General features: G+C 65.0%; 15 protein-coding genes. All 15 read right to left on the bottom strand.

Annotated features, from left to right (window positions below):
• Positions 1–57: 57 nt before the first annotated feature.
• The 15 genes from C6A86_RS07765 to C6A86_RS07695 all read right to left on the bottom strand — a co-directional run bounded on the left by C6A86_RS07765 (position 58) and on the right by C6A86_RS07695 (position 15,804).
• Positions 58–1,224: an acetyl-CoA hydrolase/transferase C-terminal domain-containing protein gene (locus tag C6A86_RS07765; RefSeq protein WP_105366696.1), complete on the bottom strand. Its 1,167-nt coding sequence runs from the start codon at positions 1,222–1,224 to the stop codon at positions 58–60.
• A 32-nt stretch (positions 1,225–1,256) separates the two neighbouring features.
• Positions 1,257–2,849: an FAD-dependent oxidoreductase gene (locus C6A86_RS07760; protein WP_105366634.1), complete on the bottom strand. Its 1,593-nt coding sequence runs from the start codon at positions 2,847–2,849 to the stop codon at positions 1,257–1,259.
• A 64-nt stretch (positions 2,850–2,913) separates the two neighbouring features.
• Positions 2,914–3,099, bottom strand: coding sequence for a ferredoxin (locus C6A86_RS07755; RefSeq protein WP_105366633.1), 186 nt, complete (start codon positions 3,097–3,099; stop codon positions 2,914–2,916).
• Positions 3,099–4,499 (bottom strand): aldehyde dehydrogenase family protein, encoded by a 1,401-nt coding sequence (locus C6A86_RS07750; RefSeq protein WP_105366632.1) that lies wholly within the window; start codon positions 4,497–4,499, stop codon positions 3,099–3,101. Before C6A86_RS07750 ends, C6A86_RS07755 begins: the two co-directional genes overlap by 1 nt.
• Before the next feature lie 8 nt (positions 4,500–4,507).
• Positions 4,508–5,299 (bottom strand): coniferyl-alcohol dehydrogenase, encoded by a 792-nt coding sequence (locus C6A86_RS07745; RefSeq protein WP_105366631.1) that lies wholly within the window; start codon positions 5,297–5,299, stop codon positions 4,508–4,510.
• A gap of 13 nt (positions 5,300–5,312) precedes the next feature.
• Positions 5,313–6,572: a cytochrome P450 gene (locus C6A86_RS07740; protein ID WP_105366630.1), complete on the bottom strand. Its 1,260-nt coding sequence runs from the start codon at positions 6,570–6,572 to the stop codon at positions 5,313–5,315.
• On the bottom strand, positions 6,569–8,107 hold the full coding sequence (locus C6A86_RS07735; RefSeq protein ID WP_105366629.1) for an acyl-CoA synthetase: 1,539 nt from the start codon (positions 8,105–8,107) through the stop codon (positions 6,569–6,571). Before C6A86_RS07735 ends, C6A86_RS07740 begins: the two co-directional genes overlap by 4 nt.
• 3 nt (positions 8,108–8,110) lie before the next feature.
• Complete coding sequence (locus tag C6A86_RS07730) at positions 8,111–8,515, bottom strand: SCP2 sterol-binding domain-containing protein (RefSeq protein WP_105366628.1); 405 nt, start codon at positions 8,513–8,515, stop codon at positions 8,111–8,113.
• A 266-nt stretch (positions 8,516–8,781) separates the two neighbouring features.
• Positions 8,782–9,516, bottom strand: coding sequence for a hypothetical protein (locus C6A86_RS07725; RefSeq protein ID WP_199196466.1), 735 nt, complete (start codon positions 9,514–9,516; stop codon positions 8,782–8,784).
• Positions 9,517–9,807: 291 nt separating this feature from the next.
• On the bottom strand, positions 9,808–10,719 hold the full coding sequence (locus tag C6A86_RS07720) for a CoA ester lyase (RefSeq protein ID WP_311101073.1): 912 nt from the start codon (positions 10,717–10,719) through the stop codon (positions 9,808–9,810).
• Complete coding sequence (locus C6A86_RS07715; RefSeq protein WP_105366626.1) at positions 10,650–11,972, bottom strand: NAD(P)/FAD-dependent oxidoreductase; 1,323 nt, start codon at positions 11,970–11,972, stop codon at positions 10,650–10,652. The genes C6A86_RS07720 and C6A86_RS07715 overlap by 70 nt, the downstream gene beginning before the upstream one ends.
• 30 nt (positions 11,973–12,002) lie before the next feature.
• Positions 12,003–13,163, bottom strand: a complete 1,161-nt coding sequence (locus C6A86_RS07710) for an acyl-CoA dehydrogenase family protein (protein WP_105366625.1) — start codon at positions 13,161–13,163, stop codon at positions 12,003–12,005.
• A 2-nt stretch (positions 13,164–13,165) separates the two neighbouring features.
• A complete protein-coding gene (locus tag C6A86_RS07705) occupies positions 13,166–14,377 on the bottom strand; it encodes an enoyl-CoA hydratase-related protein (protein ID WP_105366624.1) in 1,212 nt (403 codons plus the stop codon).
• Positions 14,367–14,819, bottom strand: a complete 453-nt coding sequence (locus C6A86_RS07700; RefSeq protein ID WP_105366623.1) for a MaoC family dehydratase — start codon at positions 14,817–14,819, stop codon at positions 14,367–14,369. The genes C6A86_RS07705 and C6A86_RS07700 overlap by 11 nt, the downstream gene beginning before the upstream one ends.
• Positions 14,820–14,838: 19 nt before the next feature.
• Entirely contained in the window at positions 14,839–15,804 is a 966-nt protein-coding gene (locus C6A86_RS07695; RefSeq protein ID WP_105366622.1) for a hypothetical protein, read from the bottom strand.
• Positions 15,805–15,912 lie beyond the last annotated feature (108 nt).

The following is a 15,912-nucleotide window of genomic DNA, read 5'->3' as shown; positions in this document are numbered from 1 at the left end:
CCGTTGTCGGTGTGGGTGCCGGTGGTCCGGTAGCCCGACATGTCGGGCCTCCTGGAATCAGGCGGCCCGATCGAACAGGCCCTCGATCAGCCTTCGACGATCGGTCCAGCCCGCCGCACGCAAGTCCACGTGGCCCGTCTCCGTCACGATCACCTCGACGTCGTGAGCTGGAGTGGAGGCCGGTCGGCTCAGCGCGTCGACCAACGTCGACCGGCCGTTGAACGCAGCCGGAACGGCGATGATCGACAGGCCATTCCGGTTCATCCGCGCCGCGGTGCAATAGTCGGGGTGACCTCCGATGCCACCGACAACCTTGTCGCCGACGCCCTCGACATTGATCTGACCGAACCGATCGATCTCGATCGCGGTATTGACGGCGACGAACGGCGCTCCGCGGGAGAGTCGCGTGAGGTCGTGGCTGTGCTCGATACCGCGCAGGATGGCCCTGCCATTCGCCCAGTCGTACAACTCGGTGCTGCCGAACAGGTAGGTCGCCGACGGTTCACCGACCAGAAGTCCTCTGCGCTCGAGATCCAGTACGGCGTCGGTGAGCAACCCGGTGTCGATGGCCAAGGGCTTGGTACTCCGTTGCAGTAGCGCGGTGCCGAGTTGCCCTGGGCCGTACTGCAGTCGGGCGCCGGCCGGGATCAGAGCCAGAACACGGTCGGCCAGTGCCTCATGAACGGCCGCCGCACCCTTGGATGGTATGTCGGCCGGTGCGTCACCGGCGTATCCGATGACTGTCACGGCCTCGGCCGGCAGCGCCGGTTCAGCGCTCGCGGTGGGCGCGCCGTCATCGAGCACCGCCCATACCGGGACACCGAGATCCACCAGGGCGCGCTGCCAGGAGATCTCGGTGCAGAAGTGCAGCCCGTCCCCGCGGCTCGTCATCCGGGTGATCAACACATCGGGTCGCAGGTGCCCGCCCAGCAAGGCCGGAATCGCGGCCATGCTGACCGGCACGGCGCTGGTCACCGGACTTGGCAGCAGCGCGCGGACACCCCACCCTGGCATCAGGGGCACGATCCGCGCGAAGGCGTCCGGCGTAATCCCTTGCGGTGCCACCGGACTCCATCCGAGTACCAGCGTCACCCCTGGCGTCTCGGCGGCAAAGGCACTCAGGACCGCACCAATAGATTCGCTATCCTGGAGGGCATTGACTGCACCGACGCCGTCGCCGACCGCGATCACGCATTCACGTCTGACCGGCAGCCGGCGCAGCATGACCGCCACATCGTAGGTGGGCACTGCCGCCGCTACGATGTCACACCCGCAGCGATGAGCAGCGCCTCCCGATCCACGACCTTCACCCTGGGCCGGGACATCGCCGAGCCGTGCGAACGCTCGGCTTCGTCGATCAGCCGCCAACCGGCCCAATCCACCACGGAAACGCCTTTGGCCGCCAGATCATCGGAGATCATCAGACCATCTGACGAGGCAGCGGGCAGCGTGCCGGCACGGGCGTCGGCAAGCAGGTTCTCCACGGTCTCACGTGCGCACAGCCGGTTCGTCCCGATGACACCGCGCGGTCCACGCTTGATCCAGCCCGTGACATACAGCCCGGGGACCACAGCACCCGCGCTGGTCACCCTGCCGCCCTCGTTGGGCACCACACCGGTCTCGGGGGCAATGGGCAGGCCCGCTATCGGTGCACCGCGATAACCGATCGCGCGCAACACCAATCCCGTGTCGATGGTCGTCGTGCCGTCGTCGTCACTGACCACCAGGCCCGCCACGCGTTCGGTGCCCACCATCTCGACCGGGCGCGCACCGAACCGCAACACGATCCGCCGGTTGCCCTGGTGTGTGGATCGCTGCGCGTACTCCTCGACGATGTCGAACTTCAACGCGCCTTCATGGTCGTCCGGTCGCTCGCCGACGTGTCCTTCGACCACCACGTCCACGCCCCGAAGCGCGCCCAGCGCAAGAAGCTCGCCGACGGAGAAGGCTCCATCGGCCGCTCCGCGACGGCCCAGCACCACCACCTCACGGATCTCGCTGTGCCGCAGTCCCTCGAGTGCGTGCTCGGCGATATCGGTGGCCATCAGTTCGGCGGGGTCCAGAACCAGCATTCGGGCCACATCGAGCGCCACGTTGCCGTTGCCGACGATCGTGGCCCGTCCGGTGTCGAGCGCGAACTGCGCCCCCGCGTGATCGGGATGCCCGTTGTACCAACTCACGAAGTCGGCGGCGGCGACGCTGCCCACCAGTCCTTCTCCGGGGATACCGAGATCGCGCGACCGGGACGCGCCCACCGCATAGATGACGGCGTCGTAGGAGGCCATCAGCTGGTCGTGTGAGATGTCCTCGCCGACAGTGACATTGAAATAGCAGTTCACATTGGGATTGGTGAGTGCCGACGCGAAGACCTGGGTGACGTCCTTGGTGTGCTGGTGGTCGGGTGCGACGCCGAAGCGCACCAGCCCGTAGGGCGTCGGCAACCGATCGAACACGTCCACCCGAACATCATGGGAACGCGCCAGATCCGCCACGGCATAGCAGGCCGCCGGTCCCGCTCCCACGACGGCCACCCGCAGTGCATCGCGTCCGACCGAGGCCGGTGTCCAGGCCGCCGGGATAGCGCGGATGTCGAGCGGCGTGCCGGCAAAGTAGTCGGCGTTGATCGTCTTGAACCGCTCCTGGGACTCCGGAAGCTCATCCTCGTGGTAGATCGCCCCGACAGGGCACACCGCAACGCAGGCACCGCAATCGACGCACGAGGCGGGATCGATGTACAGCATTGGCGCGGCGCCTGCGTTGCCGCCCGGAACGGGGCGTATGCAGTCGACCGGGCACACCGGAACACAACTGGCGTCTGTACAACAATTCTGCGTGATGACGAAGGCCATCGTCTCTCCTATGGGCTTCCAGGGATCGGTACTCGCGGAGCGCCAGGAGCGCGTGCGCTGAACGTCAGTTGTCGAAAGAGATCGCGCTCGTGGGGCAGTTGGAGACCGCCTCCGAAGCGGCCTCACGGTGGCTCTCGGCGTCGCCGATCACGTGCGCCTGTCCGTCATCGCCGATCTCGAAAATATCCGGAGCGGTCATCTCGCAGAGCCCGATGCCGGAACACTTGGTGCCATCAACGCGAACTGCCATCAGAACAACTTCCTCATGATCTTGATTGCCCCATCGGTGTAGGGCGGGTAGGTCAACTTCAGATCCGGTTTGGCCGGCTTCGCCAGTACCGCACGCCGGTGACTGAGGGTCTCGAAGCCCCAGCGGCCGTGGTACTGACCGATTCCACTGGCGCCGACCCCGCCGAACGGCAGCTGCGGAACCAGACAGTGCATGGCGACGTGATTGATCACCGCGCCACCGGCAGGGATCGCGTCGATGAGTTCGCTGCCGAGGCGCTGGGAGTTCGTGAAAATGTACAGGGCCAGCGGTTTCGGGCGGGAGTTGATGAATTCCACTGCTGCGTCGTTACTTCCGACCGTCAGAATGGGCAGGATCGGGCCGAAGATCTCGTCCGACATCACCAGATCGGACGGTGCTGGATCCCGGATGACGGTGGGCTGGATCGTCAATGCCGACACATCACGGCCGCCGCCGGTGACGATCGCTCCGCTGGTCGACTCGATGAGGCCGCACAGCCGGTCATACTGACGACGGTTGACGATGCGCTGTCCGCGGACCCCATCCTGGGACCTGAACTCGGCCATCGCCTCGACGACCTTCGCGGTGAAGGCCTCGACAACGGTGTGATCGGCCAGCACGTAGTCCGGTGCGATACACGTCTGTCCCGAGTTCATCAGCTTCACCCACGCGACTCGTCGCGCGGCGACGTCCAGATCGGCGTCGGCGGTGACGATCACCGGGCTCTTGCCGCCGAGTTCCAGGGTCACCGGGGTCAGGGTCGGCGCGGCCGCCGCCATGATCTTGCGACCGATCTCGGTGCCCCCGGTGAACAGGATGTGGTCGAAACCTTGGGCAATCAAACCCTGGGTGGTGCTCCCATCACCCTCGACCACGCGAATTGCGCTGGAGTCGAGGTACTTCGGGACCAACTCGGCCAGCAGCGCCGACGTCGCCGGCGCGAGCTCCGAAGGCTTGAGCACCACGCAGTTGCCGGCGGCGACTGCCGCCACGATCGGCCCCATGCTGAGGTAGAACGGATAGTTCCACGGACCGATGACGAGTACGGCACCCAGCGGGTCGTACTGGACCCAGCCACGGCCGGGCAACTGCGCGAGCGGTAGTGGCTGACGCCGCCGGCGCATCCACTTCTTGAGGTGCTTGCGGGCGTAGGTGGCCTCACCCTTCGTCGACGCGATGTCACCGAGCCACGCCTCCACCGGTGGGCGCCCCAGATCCTGCGCCAGAGCCCGTGCGATGGCCGATTCCTCGTTATCGCACATCGATTCGATGGCGGCCAGTTGATCGAGTCGCCACCGCAGCGGCCGGGTGCGGCCGGTGGCGAAGACCTGTCGTACGTCGTCGAGGTCCAGATCCAAACCGAGGCTCCCCGGATGATCCGTGGTTGCTCGTGGGGTCATGGCGGCGCTCAGATCTCTGGCTTGGGGACGACACCGGTGACGACGGCGCCGGTGATCCCGCCGTCGACGGCCAGCGCCTGTCCGTTGACCCACCGTGCTGCATCGGAGGCGAGGAAGAGCACCACCGACGCGATGTCCGCCGGCTCTGCGTGACGCCCCAGCAGATCCTTGACACCGTCCAGCGCGTCCTTGCCCATCGACTCTTCGAAGTCGACGAGGATAGGTGTCTCGACCGGCCCCGGCAGGACTGCGTTGATCCGCAAACCCATCTGCGCCACTGCGAGTCCCATCGACTGGGTGTAGACCGTGGTCACCTCTTTGGAGAAGTTGTAGGCGTTGCCCTGCTGTGGGTTGGCCTTGAACCAGGCGGCGCCTTCCTCGAAGGTATCGGTGGCAAGCAGGTCGCGAATGGTCTCGAGCCGCTCCGGCCAGCCGAATCCGGCGGTCGAGGACACGATGGTGATCGAACCACCGGGCACCAGTCGTTCGAAGAATGCCTCGCTGAGCTGCCGCACCGCCAAGCTGTTGACGGCGACCACCACATCGCCCGGGGCGGTGCCCGGCACACCCGCGATGTTCATCAGGCCGTCGTAGGGACCATCGAGTGACTCGAGAGCGGCATCGATGCTGCGCGGGTTGGACAGGTCGACCTCGATATGACGGGTGACGCCGGCCCGCGGCTGGTGGCGATCGAGGCTGGTGACGGAGGCACCCGCGACGAGCAGCTGTTCGGCCACCGAGTGGCCGATCCCGGATGCTGCGCCGGTCACTACGTAGTGCTTGCCCGCGAATTCAGACATGGTGTTCCTCCGGTCAGTCAAGGGTGTAGGGAAGAGATTTGACGGCATGGACGAAGTTCCCGGTGAGGAACTCCGGTTCACCGACACGTAGGTTCGGTGCGCGGAAGATCAGCTCCTTGAAGATCGACTCGAGCTGCATCTTGGCCAAGAACGCGCCCATGCAGAAATGTGGTCCACCGCCGCCGAAGCCGACATGCCCATTCGGCTCCCTGGTGATGTCGAACCGGTGCGGGTCGGGAAATGCCCGGTGGTCTCGGTTACCCGAGGAGTACATGAGCAGAACCCACTCCCCCTCCCTGACCAGCTGACCGCACAACTCGGTGTCCTGGGTGGCGGTGCGACGGAAGGTCATCACAGGACTGGCCCAGCGCACGAACTCTTCCATGCCACGTTTGATGTGATGGTCGAAATCGCTCGCCAGCAGCGCCCGTTGATCCGGAAACTGTTGCAGGGCAATTGTCGTGAGTGTCAGGGTGTTGCGTGTCGTGTCATTGCCCGCGACCGACAACAAGACGAAGAACGCGCCGAGTTCCTCGTCGGTCAGCCGACGCCCGTCGATCTCCGCCTCGACCAGCAGCGACATCAGATCGGATGTGGGCTCCGCGCGCCGGCGTTCGGCGAGCTCGAGACCCATGGTGAGCAGCGCCACGAGCGATTCGTTGAGAACCTCGCCCGGCTCGCGTCCCGCAGCGACATCGGGATCGGCCCACGACACCATCCCGTCGGCATGGTGTGCTGCTTCATCACGGTATTCCTCAGGCAGACCGATCATTTCGTAGATCGTCCACATGGGGAGCCGCTTGGACACCTGCTCGACGAAATCGCCGCCGGCCGTCGTCAGCAGATCGGTGACGATCGCCTCCGCCTGGCGCTTGACCTGATCGGAGATCTTGGCGACCTGGCGCGGGGTGAACACCGAACTGATCAGGCGGCGCAGGGTGGAATGCTTGGCCGAGTCCATCGCCAGGAAGGACTGTGCGGCATCGAGAATGTCCTCGGGGACAGCCTCGATCATCACCCCCTGTCCAGAGCAGAACAGCTGGGGGTTCTTGCTGACGTAGGCGATGTCCTCGTTGCGGGTGACCGCCCACAGGCCGTCGATCTCGGCCTCCATCAACGCGCCCTCGATCGGCGCGTGCCAACTCAACGGCCGTTCGTCGCGCAAAATCGCGAACGACTTGTCCCGTTCCTCGGCCGTGGTGGCCCAGAAGTCCAGAGAAGAGATGCTGACCGGATCGAAGTCCCTTGTCCTGGGCGGTGTGTGGATACTCATCGATTGGCTCCTGTGTAGCTCTGCACAAGCTTTCTTTTCGCCAGCTTGCCGGTCGCCAGCCGCGGGAGTTCCTCGACGAAGTCGACCGATCGCGGGGCCTTGTAGTGCGCGATGCGATCGCGCACGTAGGTGATCAGCTCACCGGCCAGTTCCGCTGAGCCCTGCCCACCATCACGCAGCTGGACGACGGCCTTGACCTGTTCGCCCATCTCGGGGTGCGGAACACCGATGACCGCCACATCCGCGATCGCGGGGTGCACCGCGAGAACGTTCTCGATCTCCTGGGGATAGATGTTGACTCCACCCGAGATGATCATGAAGGCCTTGCGGTCGGTCAAGAACAGGTAGCCGTCCTCGTCCACGTAACCCACATCGCCGACCGTGGACCAATTCGGGTGTCTGTGGTGCCGTGCATCCGAGGTCTTTGCCGGGTCATTGTGGTACTCGAACGGAGCAAACTCGCGTTCGAAGTAGACGGTGCCCACCTGACCGGCGTCGACCTCGACGCCCTCGTCATCACAGATGTGCAACGAACCCAGAACCGCACGCCCGACAGTGCCACGCTTGGCGAGCCACTCGTCAGTGGTCACCGCAGTGAGGCCATGGCCCTCGGTGGCGCCGTAGTACTCGACGAGGATGGGGCCCCACCAGTCGATCATCGCCTGCTTGACGTCCGGCGGGCATGGTGCCGCGGCATGCACGGCGAGCCGAAGCGACGAGACGTCGTACTGCGCACGCTCATCGTCGCTCAGTTGCAGCATGCGGATCAACATGGTGGGGACCATCTGTGTCACGGTGACCCGATAGTCCTGGATGGCCGCCAACGCCTTGGTGGCATCGAACTTCTCCATGAGGACCACGGTGCCGCCCAGCGCATGGACACCGCCACACCATTTCAATGGTGCGCCGTGGTACACAGGAGCCGGAGACAGGTAGCGGTCGGCGGGGTTGATCCTAAAAGCGTGGGCCATAATGCCTACCAGTGGCTCGCCGGGCTCGTCGACCTGAATATCGGGCAGGACGGGCTTGATGCCCTTCGGCCTGCCGGTGGTGCCCGACGAGTAGAGCATCTCGGTTCCGCGCGGCTGATCGGGAAGCTCGCCGATGTGGTCGGTGGCGATCTCTTCATAGGGCCGGTGGTCTGCGACGGCCCCGCCGAAGGCGTACCGGTGGCTGACGTCCGGGGTCAGCGCAACGATCTCTTCGGCGAGCACCCGTATTCCCGCAGAGGCGAACAGCACCCGCGCGCCACAGTCGTTGACGATGTAGGCCGCTTCATCGGCGGCGAGATGCCAGTTCACGGCCGTGATGTACAGGCCGGAACGAATGGCCGCCCAGTACACCTCGAATACTTCCACCGCATTGTCGGACAACAACGCGATGACGTCGCCGCGGCCAAGTCCCAGACCGTGCAGGGCCGAGGCAATCGATGCCGAGCGCTGCTCCAGCTCGCCATAGGTCACCGTCCGGCCGGTCTCGGCCAGGATCACGGCGGGCCGGTCCGGATCTGACTTTGCGTGAGTTCCAGGGAACATTGCTCAGGCCAGCAGGTCTTCGCGGCCGTCGGCCTTCAACCGTTCGACATAAGGCCCGTAGAGCTTCTTGCCCAATGGTGCGAGCTTGAGCAGGCTTGCAACGTTTCCGTCGACCTTGATCTTCTTCTTGGCCATCGCGAGCGGAAGGTTGACCTTTCCCTGCCAGTACGCGTTGCCGGTGTCTGCCGTCATCGACATCGTGGCCATCGGCTGCTGGCCGCCTTCCAGTCCGCTACGCACGGCTTGGTTCGCCATGTCGATCACGACCACGGCCTCGGGTTCGGTGAAGTCGAATGCGACCACGAGTTCGGTGGCCACAAGTTTCGGGCCGATCTCGGGATCCTGGAACGCGGTCTCGAAGATGCCACCGATGTACTTGGCGACCTCGGCGGAATTGGTGAACCCCATCGTTCTCCTTAATTTATCTTTGATTCAAAACGGCCATCGGCAGGTGGCTGGATGTGAGGCCATCGTCACACCCTGGCCACCGTAAGTCAACCTATGGTTTTACTGAAGTCGCCCCTGGTCGCCTGTGCAACTGCGGCTTTCGCGGATTCGGGATGCATTCGGCTGTCGAGCCGATTCCCGCAAGGGCGGCAGCCAGAACGCAGAATGCAACCCGCTCCGGGGATTCGATTCGGTATTCAGAAGGGCCGACACGGACCTGCCACCTGCTAGGCGATCAGCCCCGGCTCCGCCCGCATCCCGGCTCCCCGCCCGTGGTCGTGCTCATCGCCGTGCAGCTTCAGGGCAGCCGAACGCAACACCAGACCCATCACGACCAGGAACACGGCGTAGGCCGTGAGCGCGAGCCAGAAGACGAAGATGCCACGCCACGAGAACGGCCCGCCGTGGAAGAAGAAGGCGAGCGGGTCCGGCAGGAACAGGGCGGCCACCCAGAAATTCGTGTATCCCACCCACCTCGGGAGGAGTCCACTTCGGTCCCGAAGGATTGCCGTACCGATGGCGATGTTCTGGATGATGAACGGGGCGATCGGGGTGATGAAGAACAGCCAGGCCATGTCATTGAGAGTGACGGTCAGTTCGGGATTGCGGTCCGGCCGGAACGCGATCACGGCCATCAGCAGCATCGGCAGCAGGAGCAGCACCCCGGTGGCAGCGCCGGTAACCAGCTGCACGAAGGTGAGGATCGGATGTCGGCCCTCGATACGGAGCAGGTGGTATCCGATGAGGGCAATGAGCGGGAACACCAGACAGATACCGACCTGTGCGATCACCAGGCCGAACAGCACCCGAGTGTCATTGGCGTAGAAACCGACAACCTCTTCGGTGGTGCTCGAGGAGCCCAGCGGCATCGGCAGGATGCCGGCGATCAGCCAGCCACACAGCGTGATGAGGACCGTTCCCGGTCCACACCACGCACAGATCAGCTGAATACGACGTGACATATTCGACACCATCCTGGTCGAAGTGACTTAATCAACATTAAAATAGTAGAGCTGTGGACTTGTCCATGGCAAGGGACAAACCGCAGCACCGGAAGCACACCGCCGGCGCGCGTCGCGGGGATCCGAACTGGAAAAGGCGCCTTCCAGGCGTTATATGGACCGCTGTGCATTGGATCCTCGACTGGCCGCGGGTGCAAGGAGTGCCCCTAGCGCGCCGCCAAGGCAGACTGAGCGTTCCCAATTGTGGAATAAATACTGTGCCCTACTGCTGACTTGCGTCAGGAGTTCGGCCTACCGTGAGTGCGCACCGGTGATCCCGGGTCCGTTGGCGCGCGCCAACATCCGGAGGGCTCTGGCGACCACCGGCCTGTCCACCATCTTGCCGTCGATGACACACGCCCGGCCATCCGTTGCCGCGGCCACCACCCGGCGGGCCCACTGGAGCTCGGCGGCCGACGGGGAGAACCGCTCGTTCACCAGCGCGACCTGGCTCGGGTGAATACACAGCTTTCCACCGAATCCCAGCCGGCTTGCGTGCGCCACGTCCTCGGCGAGCCGGCCGTCCGCACGTAGGTCGGTGGTCACGCCGTCCAGCGGCGCCGCGCAGCCTGCCGCCGCCGATCCGAGCACCACGGAGCTACGCGCGTGCAACAGTGCCTCGTGAACCTCCGGGTCAACCCCGAGTTCGGCGCCCAGGTCGATACTCCCGAACGCGGCGCGGACCACTGAGCCCGCCGCGCAGATCTCCGGCGCCGCCGTGATCCCCGCCGCCGTTTCGATGAGGGGTATCAGCGGAGTTCCCGGCGCGAGGCCGGCGGCCACGGCCTGTAGCTGGGCCACGTTGTGCGCCTTGGGGAGCATGACCGCACAGCGAGCGCCCGCCAACGCCGCCACGTCGTCGGCGAACCACTCGCTGTCGGTCCCGTTGACGCGGACAACCACCTCTGCGCCGGTGGCCAGGAACTCGTTCACCGCGGCGCGCGCAGCGTCCTTGTCCGTCGCGGCGACGGCGTCCTTGAGGTCCAGCACGACCATATCGGCACCGCTGCCGAGAGCCCTGGCGAACCGGTCGGGTCTGTCGCCGGGGACGAACAAGACGCTGCGCGCCGCGGCGATGCGCTCGGCCAGGTCGCTCAGCGCAGCACCGCCGGCTTGTGGGCGGCGACGATCTTGTCCACCACCAGCTTTGCCGTCTCGGCACATGCCGTGGTCCCGCCGTTGGCGTACTCCTTGACCCCGTCGCCGACGTTCCACAGGTTCCGGAACGGTGTGTCGTGGGTCAGGTCGTAGCCGGCAACGGCACGCTGCGGCGGCCAGCCATCGCGCGTGACGGCGATATTGAGGATGCGGGCCCGGCTGTCGAAATCCTCGATGTTGTCCCGAAGATCCTGCAGCAGAAACTCGGTTTCGGCCGCTTCGTCGAAGTCACCGGTCGGATTGTCTGGCACGGATGTGCCCGCGTAGAGATTCCAACCCTCCGGCGCCATCTCGGGACAGGTATCGGTGAAGTTCGAGATGTAGGCCAGCCGGCGGGACTTCGCGAAGCTGAGCATGCCGGGCACGTCGATGAGGCGTTCCTGGCTGGCGAAGTTCACGGTGATCATCGACGTCGGACGGTCTGCCCTCTTCACCAGGTCCTGGTAATCCGGCGGCACGTTCTCCTCGCCGATCAGCCGGACGGTGCAGGCGGGACCGATGTCACTGACCACCACGGGTGCATCGATGCGCACCGTCTCGCCGTTGCGGGTGACGTCGACCCCGGTCACGACGTCACCGTCGCCCTTGTGGATCTTCGTCACCGGCGTCGACAGCCAGATCTCGCCACCGTTGGCCACCACCGCGTCGGCCAGCGCGCGCCAGATGCCGATGGTGCCTTCGGGGTGGAAACCGAAGCGTTTGAACGCACTCTTGCGGGTGAAGTAGGTGAGGAACACGCGGGCCGGCAGGTCTTCTGAACCCACCGCGAACACCGAGGCACACATGTTCCGGAAGATTCCGTGCACGCCCTCGTTCTTGGTGTACTTGGAAACCCAGTCAGCGGTGGACAACTCGTCCTCGGGCAAGCCGGAATCGTTGCGGGCGGCCCCGATTCCCTTGACGAGCTTGGCACCCTGACGGGTCAGCTTGCCGAGCAGGAAACCCCAGCCGCCCCCGGTGACGTCGACGTCCTTGCCCGCGATGCGGTACAGGATCGGCGGTTGGGGCTCACGGATGTCGAAGCGGGCTCCCACTTCGTTGCACGTCTCTTCGGTGATGCCGCCGACCTCGATGACGATGGCGCCGTTGTTGACCTTGAAGCCGTCGATATCGTCGGTGGAGGCCCGACCTCCGACCTTGTCCAGCGTCTCGACCACCAGCGTGCGGTAGCCGAGCTTGGTCAGTCGAGCGGCCGTGAAAAGGCCACCCGCGCCCGCGCCGATCACCACGGCGTCGAATGTGTTCTCCGCTGACGTCATTGTCGTTCTCCTTCGATGCAGTGTCGGGGGTCAGTAGGAACGGGGCAGGCCGAGCGAGGTCTGGGCGACGAAGTTGAGCACCATTTCCCGGCTCACCGGAGCGGTGCGCATCAGCCTGGTCACGAACCACAGTTCCGAGAGCCCGTACTCGTGCGAGAGCCCGTTTCCACCGTGGGTTTGGATGGCCTGATCCAGCGCCTTCAGCGCGGCTTCGGATGCCGAGAACTTGGCGATGTTCGCCGCTTCGCCGGCGGACTCGCCCGCGTCGAACTGCTGGGCGGACAGCGCGGTGGCCAACCGGCTCAGCTCCACGGCAATATGGCTCTCGGCCAGCGGATGGGCGATGCCCTGGTGCGCGCCGATCGGGGTGGACCATACCGTGCGCTCGTTGGCGTAGGCGACGGCCTTCTCGATGGCGAACCGTCCGACACCACCGCAGATGGCACCCACCAGAATTCGTTCGGGGTTCAATCCGTCGAACACCTGCCGCAGCCCATGGCCGGCCTGGCCGATCAACGCGTCTTCGCCGATCTCGACCTCGTCGAGGAAGACGGTGAACTGCTTGTCCGGCGAGACGATCGAGGTATCGATCTGCTGGTAGGTCAGGCCCTTCGCATCGGTCGGCACCACGAACAAGGACAGCTTGGACTTCTCCGGTGTGGACAGATCGCCGTCGCGCGCCACCACCAGCAGCGCGTCGCACTGGTCGATGGCGGAGATGTAGTACTTCGAACCCGACAGCACCCAACCGGTATCGGTCTTTCGCGCTGTCGTCTTCACATTGTGGCTGTTGGACCCGGCATCGGGTTCGGTGAGACCGAACGCCACCTTCTGGCTGCCATCGGCAATCCCCGGTATCCACCGCTGCTTCATCTCTTCGGAGCCGTGGATGGCAATGATGCTGCCGCAGATGGCCGGCGAGATCACCCAGATGAGCATCGGCATCCCATGCGCGGCAAGCTCTTCGACCACCACGACGGCCTCGGCCATGCCACCACCGCCGCCACCGTAGGCTTCGGGCAGGTGAACGCCGAGCAGGCCGGCGGCGCCGAGGTCCTTCCAGAGTTCTTCGATACCTTCGCCCGCACGGCCTCGCTCCAGGAAGTACTGCTGGCCATAGCGGCCCGCGATACCGGCCACGCTCTCGCGGATCGCCCTGTGTTCGTCGGTGTCGTGGATCAGTCCCGCCATGGCTATCTTCCTTCGAATGTTGGTGCCCGCTTCTCGGCGAACGCGGAGAACGCGCCGGCCGCATCGCGGGTGAGTCCTGTCTTCTTGGTCCCGCGCAGCTCCGCAGCGAGTTGCCCGGGGAGGTCGTTGCCCCAGCTCTCCCGCAACAGTGCTCGCATCGTCCCGAACGCGACAGTGGGCCCTTCGGCCAGTTCGCGGGCCAATGCCGTTGCACGAACCGAGAGTTCGCCAGCCGGCACGATCTCGTTGATCAGGCCCCAGGCCAACGCCTCTTCGGCGCTGATCGGCGTATTACGCAGGTACGCCTGCGCCGCGCGCCGCGGTCCGATCAGTCGTGGGAGGTGATAGGTACCGCCCCCGTCCCCGGACAGCCCGATGGCGGCAAAGGCGGGAACGAACCGGGTGCCCTCCGCGGCAAGAACCAGATCCGCGGCATAGACGAATCCCATCCCGCCGCCGGCCACCGCGCCGTGCGCGGCCGCCACGATGGGGGCCTCGATGCGGCTCAGGATGTCGAACGCCTCGTGGAAGGGCCAGATCATCCGCTCGAACAGCTTGTCGTAGCCTTCACCCGCGCCGTCGAGGAAGTACGAGATGTCGCCGCCGACGGTGAACGCCGGACCGTTGGCACTGATCAGGACTGCGCGTACGGAGCGATCAGCTGCTATCCGGCGAGCCACTTCCAAGAACTCCTGGGCCATCCGCAGGTTGATGGCGTTGCGCTGGTCCGGCCGGTTCAGGCAGATCGTCGCCACTCCATCGGACACCTGGTGCTCGATGGTCTGCAGGCGGCCGTCCCCGTCGAGCGCCGCGTGCCAGGCGGCCGTGTCGGTCAACTGGTCCAGCGCTGTGATGCGTCCGTCTGCGCCGAAAGACAGCACGTGTACGAAGGCTGCGTCGAGGACGGCACCTGAGCGGCGCGCACTGCCGCGGTAGGTGCCGATGACGACAAGACGGCCATCTTCGAGTGCCTGGAAGTCCTCGGCGACGGCGCGCGCCGTGAAATGCTCACCTATGCGCCACCACAACTGCGTACGCATGGCGTCCGGACCGACGTGCGTGCCGCCCATGCCGAGCGGCAAACCGTGTGCGGCGTGCCCGATGAAGTCCGGTGCGAGAAGACGGTCGAGGGCATCACGATCACCCTCGGCCAACGCCCGATAGAGATTTTCAGCCGTGGCGACGCGGACGTCGCGGGTCAGTTCAACCGACATAGCGAATGATCGATTCGACCACGGCGGCCGGCTTGACAGCCCCTTCGACCTCGATGGTGGTCACCATCGTCGCCTGCAGTCCGGTGTCGAGCTTGTCGACCTGCTCGATACACGAGGAGGCGCGCAGCTTGGACCCCACCGGTACCGGCGTGATGAAGCGAACCTTGTTCAACCCGTAGTTGATCGCCATCGCGACGTTGTCGACGCGGTAGAGATCGTGCATGAATTTCGGCAGTAGCGACAGCGTGAGCAGACCATGGGCGATGGTGGCACCGAACGGGCCGTTGGCCGCGCGCTCCGGGTCGACGTGAATCCACTGGTGATCGTCGGTCGCGTCGGCGAACTGATCGACCCGCTGCTGGTCGATCTCCAGCCAATCGGTGGGCCCCAGTTCGATACCCGCGGCCGACTCGAACTCAGCCAAATTCTCGAACACTTTCATGATGTGTTGCTCCCTTCACTTAAACCCGAGATCCGACGGGTTCACCGTGTTCAATTTGATCCAGATATTCGGCCATACCATGTATTTCGCGTCCGTCGGCCAGTCTCCAGCGCATCGCCGATTCGACGATGCGGGTGTCCGGCCTGCCGTCGGTACTTCGATGTCTCAGCGGCACCGAGGACAGCGCCTCCCCTGACATCTGCCAGTGCCGGTCTCCGGCACGCACCGACAACTCGATCTGCCGTGGGAAACCGGTGGTGTCGCGCGAGGTCACGATCTCGACGTCATCGCACGCATGCACCGTGCCGTTGTCGAAGACGAATCCGCCGCGTCGGCTGGTGCCGTCGGGCTCGCCGAAGTACGCCGCCATGAAACCGAAATCGCCAGAGGTGGCGTGCAGCCAGCGGTAGAACCACGGCGCCTGCCACGACCGCGGGCCCCACGAATGATCCCGCAGGCCGTGTCCGCGAACGGTGACGTGGTTGCCGCCGATCTCCAGCCGTCCGGTGACCTCGGTCAGTTGTTCGTAGTGGTTCGGCGCGAACGATTGTCCGTCGGCATCGAACGTCTGCTCATGCGCGGGTGCGATCGCAAAGTACTGCAACACGATGCGCGCCTCCACGACCGGGCTCTCGGCCAGTGCGGTCTTGGGATCGAGCATCGCCAGCGGATCGGCCAGCAGATTCACGCCCCCGTCGAACCGCACTCGAACGTCCTGCATCGGCCGCACGACCTCGACGCTCAGTCCGGCGGCCTGCAGGGTCGCGTTGCCCTCGATGCGTGGCCGTTCGAATCCGAAGCCGACAGTGCCATCTGGAAGATACAGGCAGACCGTGCGCTCGCCGATGCCCTCGTTGGGCCGATTCGCCAGTCGCAGGAAGCCGCCGACCCCTGACGTGGCATCGTGGAATTCGAAGTACATCGACTCGTTGAAGTTGGCTTCGACACCCACTTCATGGGTGTAGTCGTCGAGAGCTGTGATCACCGACGGCCCCTCAGCTGGAACCGCTCGGCCTCGATTCCACCAACAGGGTCGAGGCCGGCCACGCTGCGGATCATGCCGACTTCCTCCACTCAACGATCTCTTTGAATA

The sequence above is a fragment of the Mycobacterium sp. ITM-2016-00316 genome (genome assembly GCF_002968335.2).
GTDB lineage: Bacteria > Actinomycetota > Actinomycetes > Mycobacteriales > Mycobacteriaceae > Mycobacterium.
The sequence above is the reverse complement of the archived record's forward strand: the minus strand, read 5'-3'. Positions and strand labels throughout refer to the sequence as shown.

What these genes read in the sequence shown, in the direction of transcription:
- C6A86_RS07765 (WP_105366696.1), bottom strand. Translation starts at nt 1,224, where the DNA reads ATGCTGCGCCGGCTGCCGGTCAGACGTGAATGCGTGATCGCGGTCGGC.
- C6A86_RS07760 (WP_105366634.1), bottom strand. Translation starts at nt 2,849, where the DNA reads ATGGCCTTCGTCATCACGCAGAATTGTTGTACAGACGCCAGTTGTGTT.
- C6A86_RS07755 (WP_105366633.1), bottom strand. Translation starts at nt 3,099, where the DNA reads ATGGCAGTTCGCGTTGATGGCACCAAGTGTTCCGGCATCGGGCTCTGC.
- C6A86_RS07750 (WP_105366632.1), bottom strand. Translation starts at nt 4,499, where the DNA reads ATGACCCCACGAGCAACCACGGATCATCCGGGGAGCCTCGGTTTGGAT.
- C6A86_RS07745 (WP_105366631.1), bottom strand. Translation starts at nt 5,299, where the DNA reads ATGTCTGAATTCGCGGGCAAGCACTACGTAGTGACCGGCGCAGCATCC.
- C6A86_RS07740 (WP_105366630.1), bottom strand. Translation starts at nt 6,572, where the DNA reads ATGAGTATCCACACACCGCCCAGGACAAGGGACTTCGATCCGGTCAGC.
- C6A86_RS07735 (WP_105366629.1), bottom strand. Translation starts at nt 8,107, where the DNA reads ATGTTCCCTGGAACTCACGCAAAGTCAGATCCGGACCGGCCCGCCGTG.
- C6A86_RS07730 (WP_105366628.1), bottom strand. Translation starts at nt 8,515, where the DNA reads ATGGGGTTCACCAATTCCGCCGAGGTCGCCAAGTACATCGGTGGCATC.
- C6A86_RS07725 (WP_199196466.1), bottom strand. Translation starts at nt 9,516, where the DNA reads ATGTCACGTCGTATTCAGCTGATCTGTGCGTGGTGTGGACCGGGAACG.
- C6A86_RS07720 (WP_311101073.1), bottom strand. Translation starts at nt 10,719, where the DNA reads ATGTGCCGAGACGGCAAAGCTGGTGGTGGACAAGATCGTCGCCGCCCA.
- C6A86_RS07715 (WP_105366626.1), bottom strand. Translation starts at nt 11,972, where the DNA reads ATGACGTCAGCGGAGAACACATTCGACGCCGTGGTGATCGGCGCGGGC.
- C6A86_RS07710 (WP_105366625.1), bottom strand. Translation starts at nt 13,163, where the DNA reads ATGGCGGGACTGATCCACGACACCGACGAACACAGGGCGATCCGCGAG.
- C6A86_RS07705 (WP_105366624.1), bottom strand. Translation starts at nt 14,377, where the DNA reads ATGTCGGTTGAACTGACCCGCGACGTCCGCGTCGCCACGGCTGAAAAT.
- C6A86_RS07700 (WP_105366623.1), bottom strand. Translation starts at nt 14,819, where the DNA reads ATGAAAGTGTTCGAGAATTTGGCTGAGTTCGAGTCGGCCGCGGGTATC.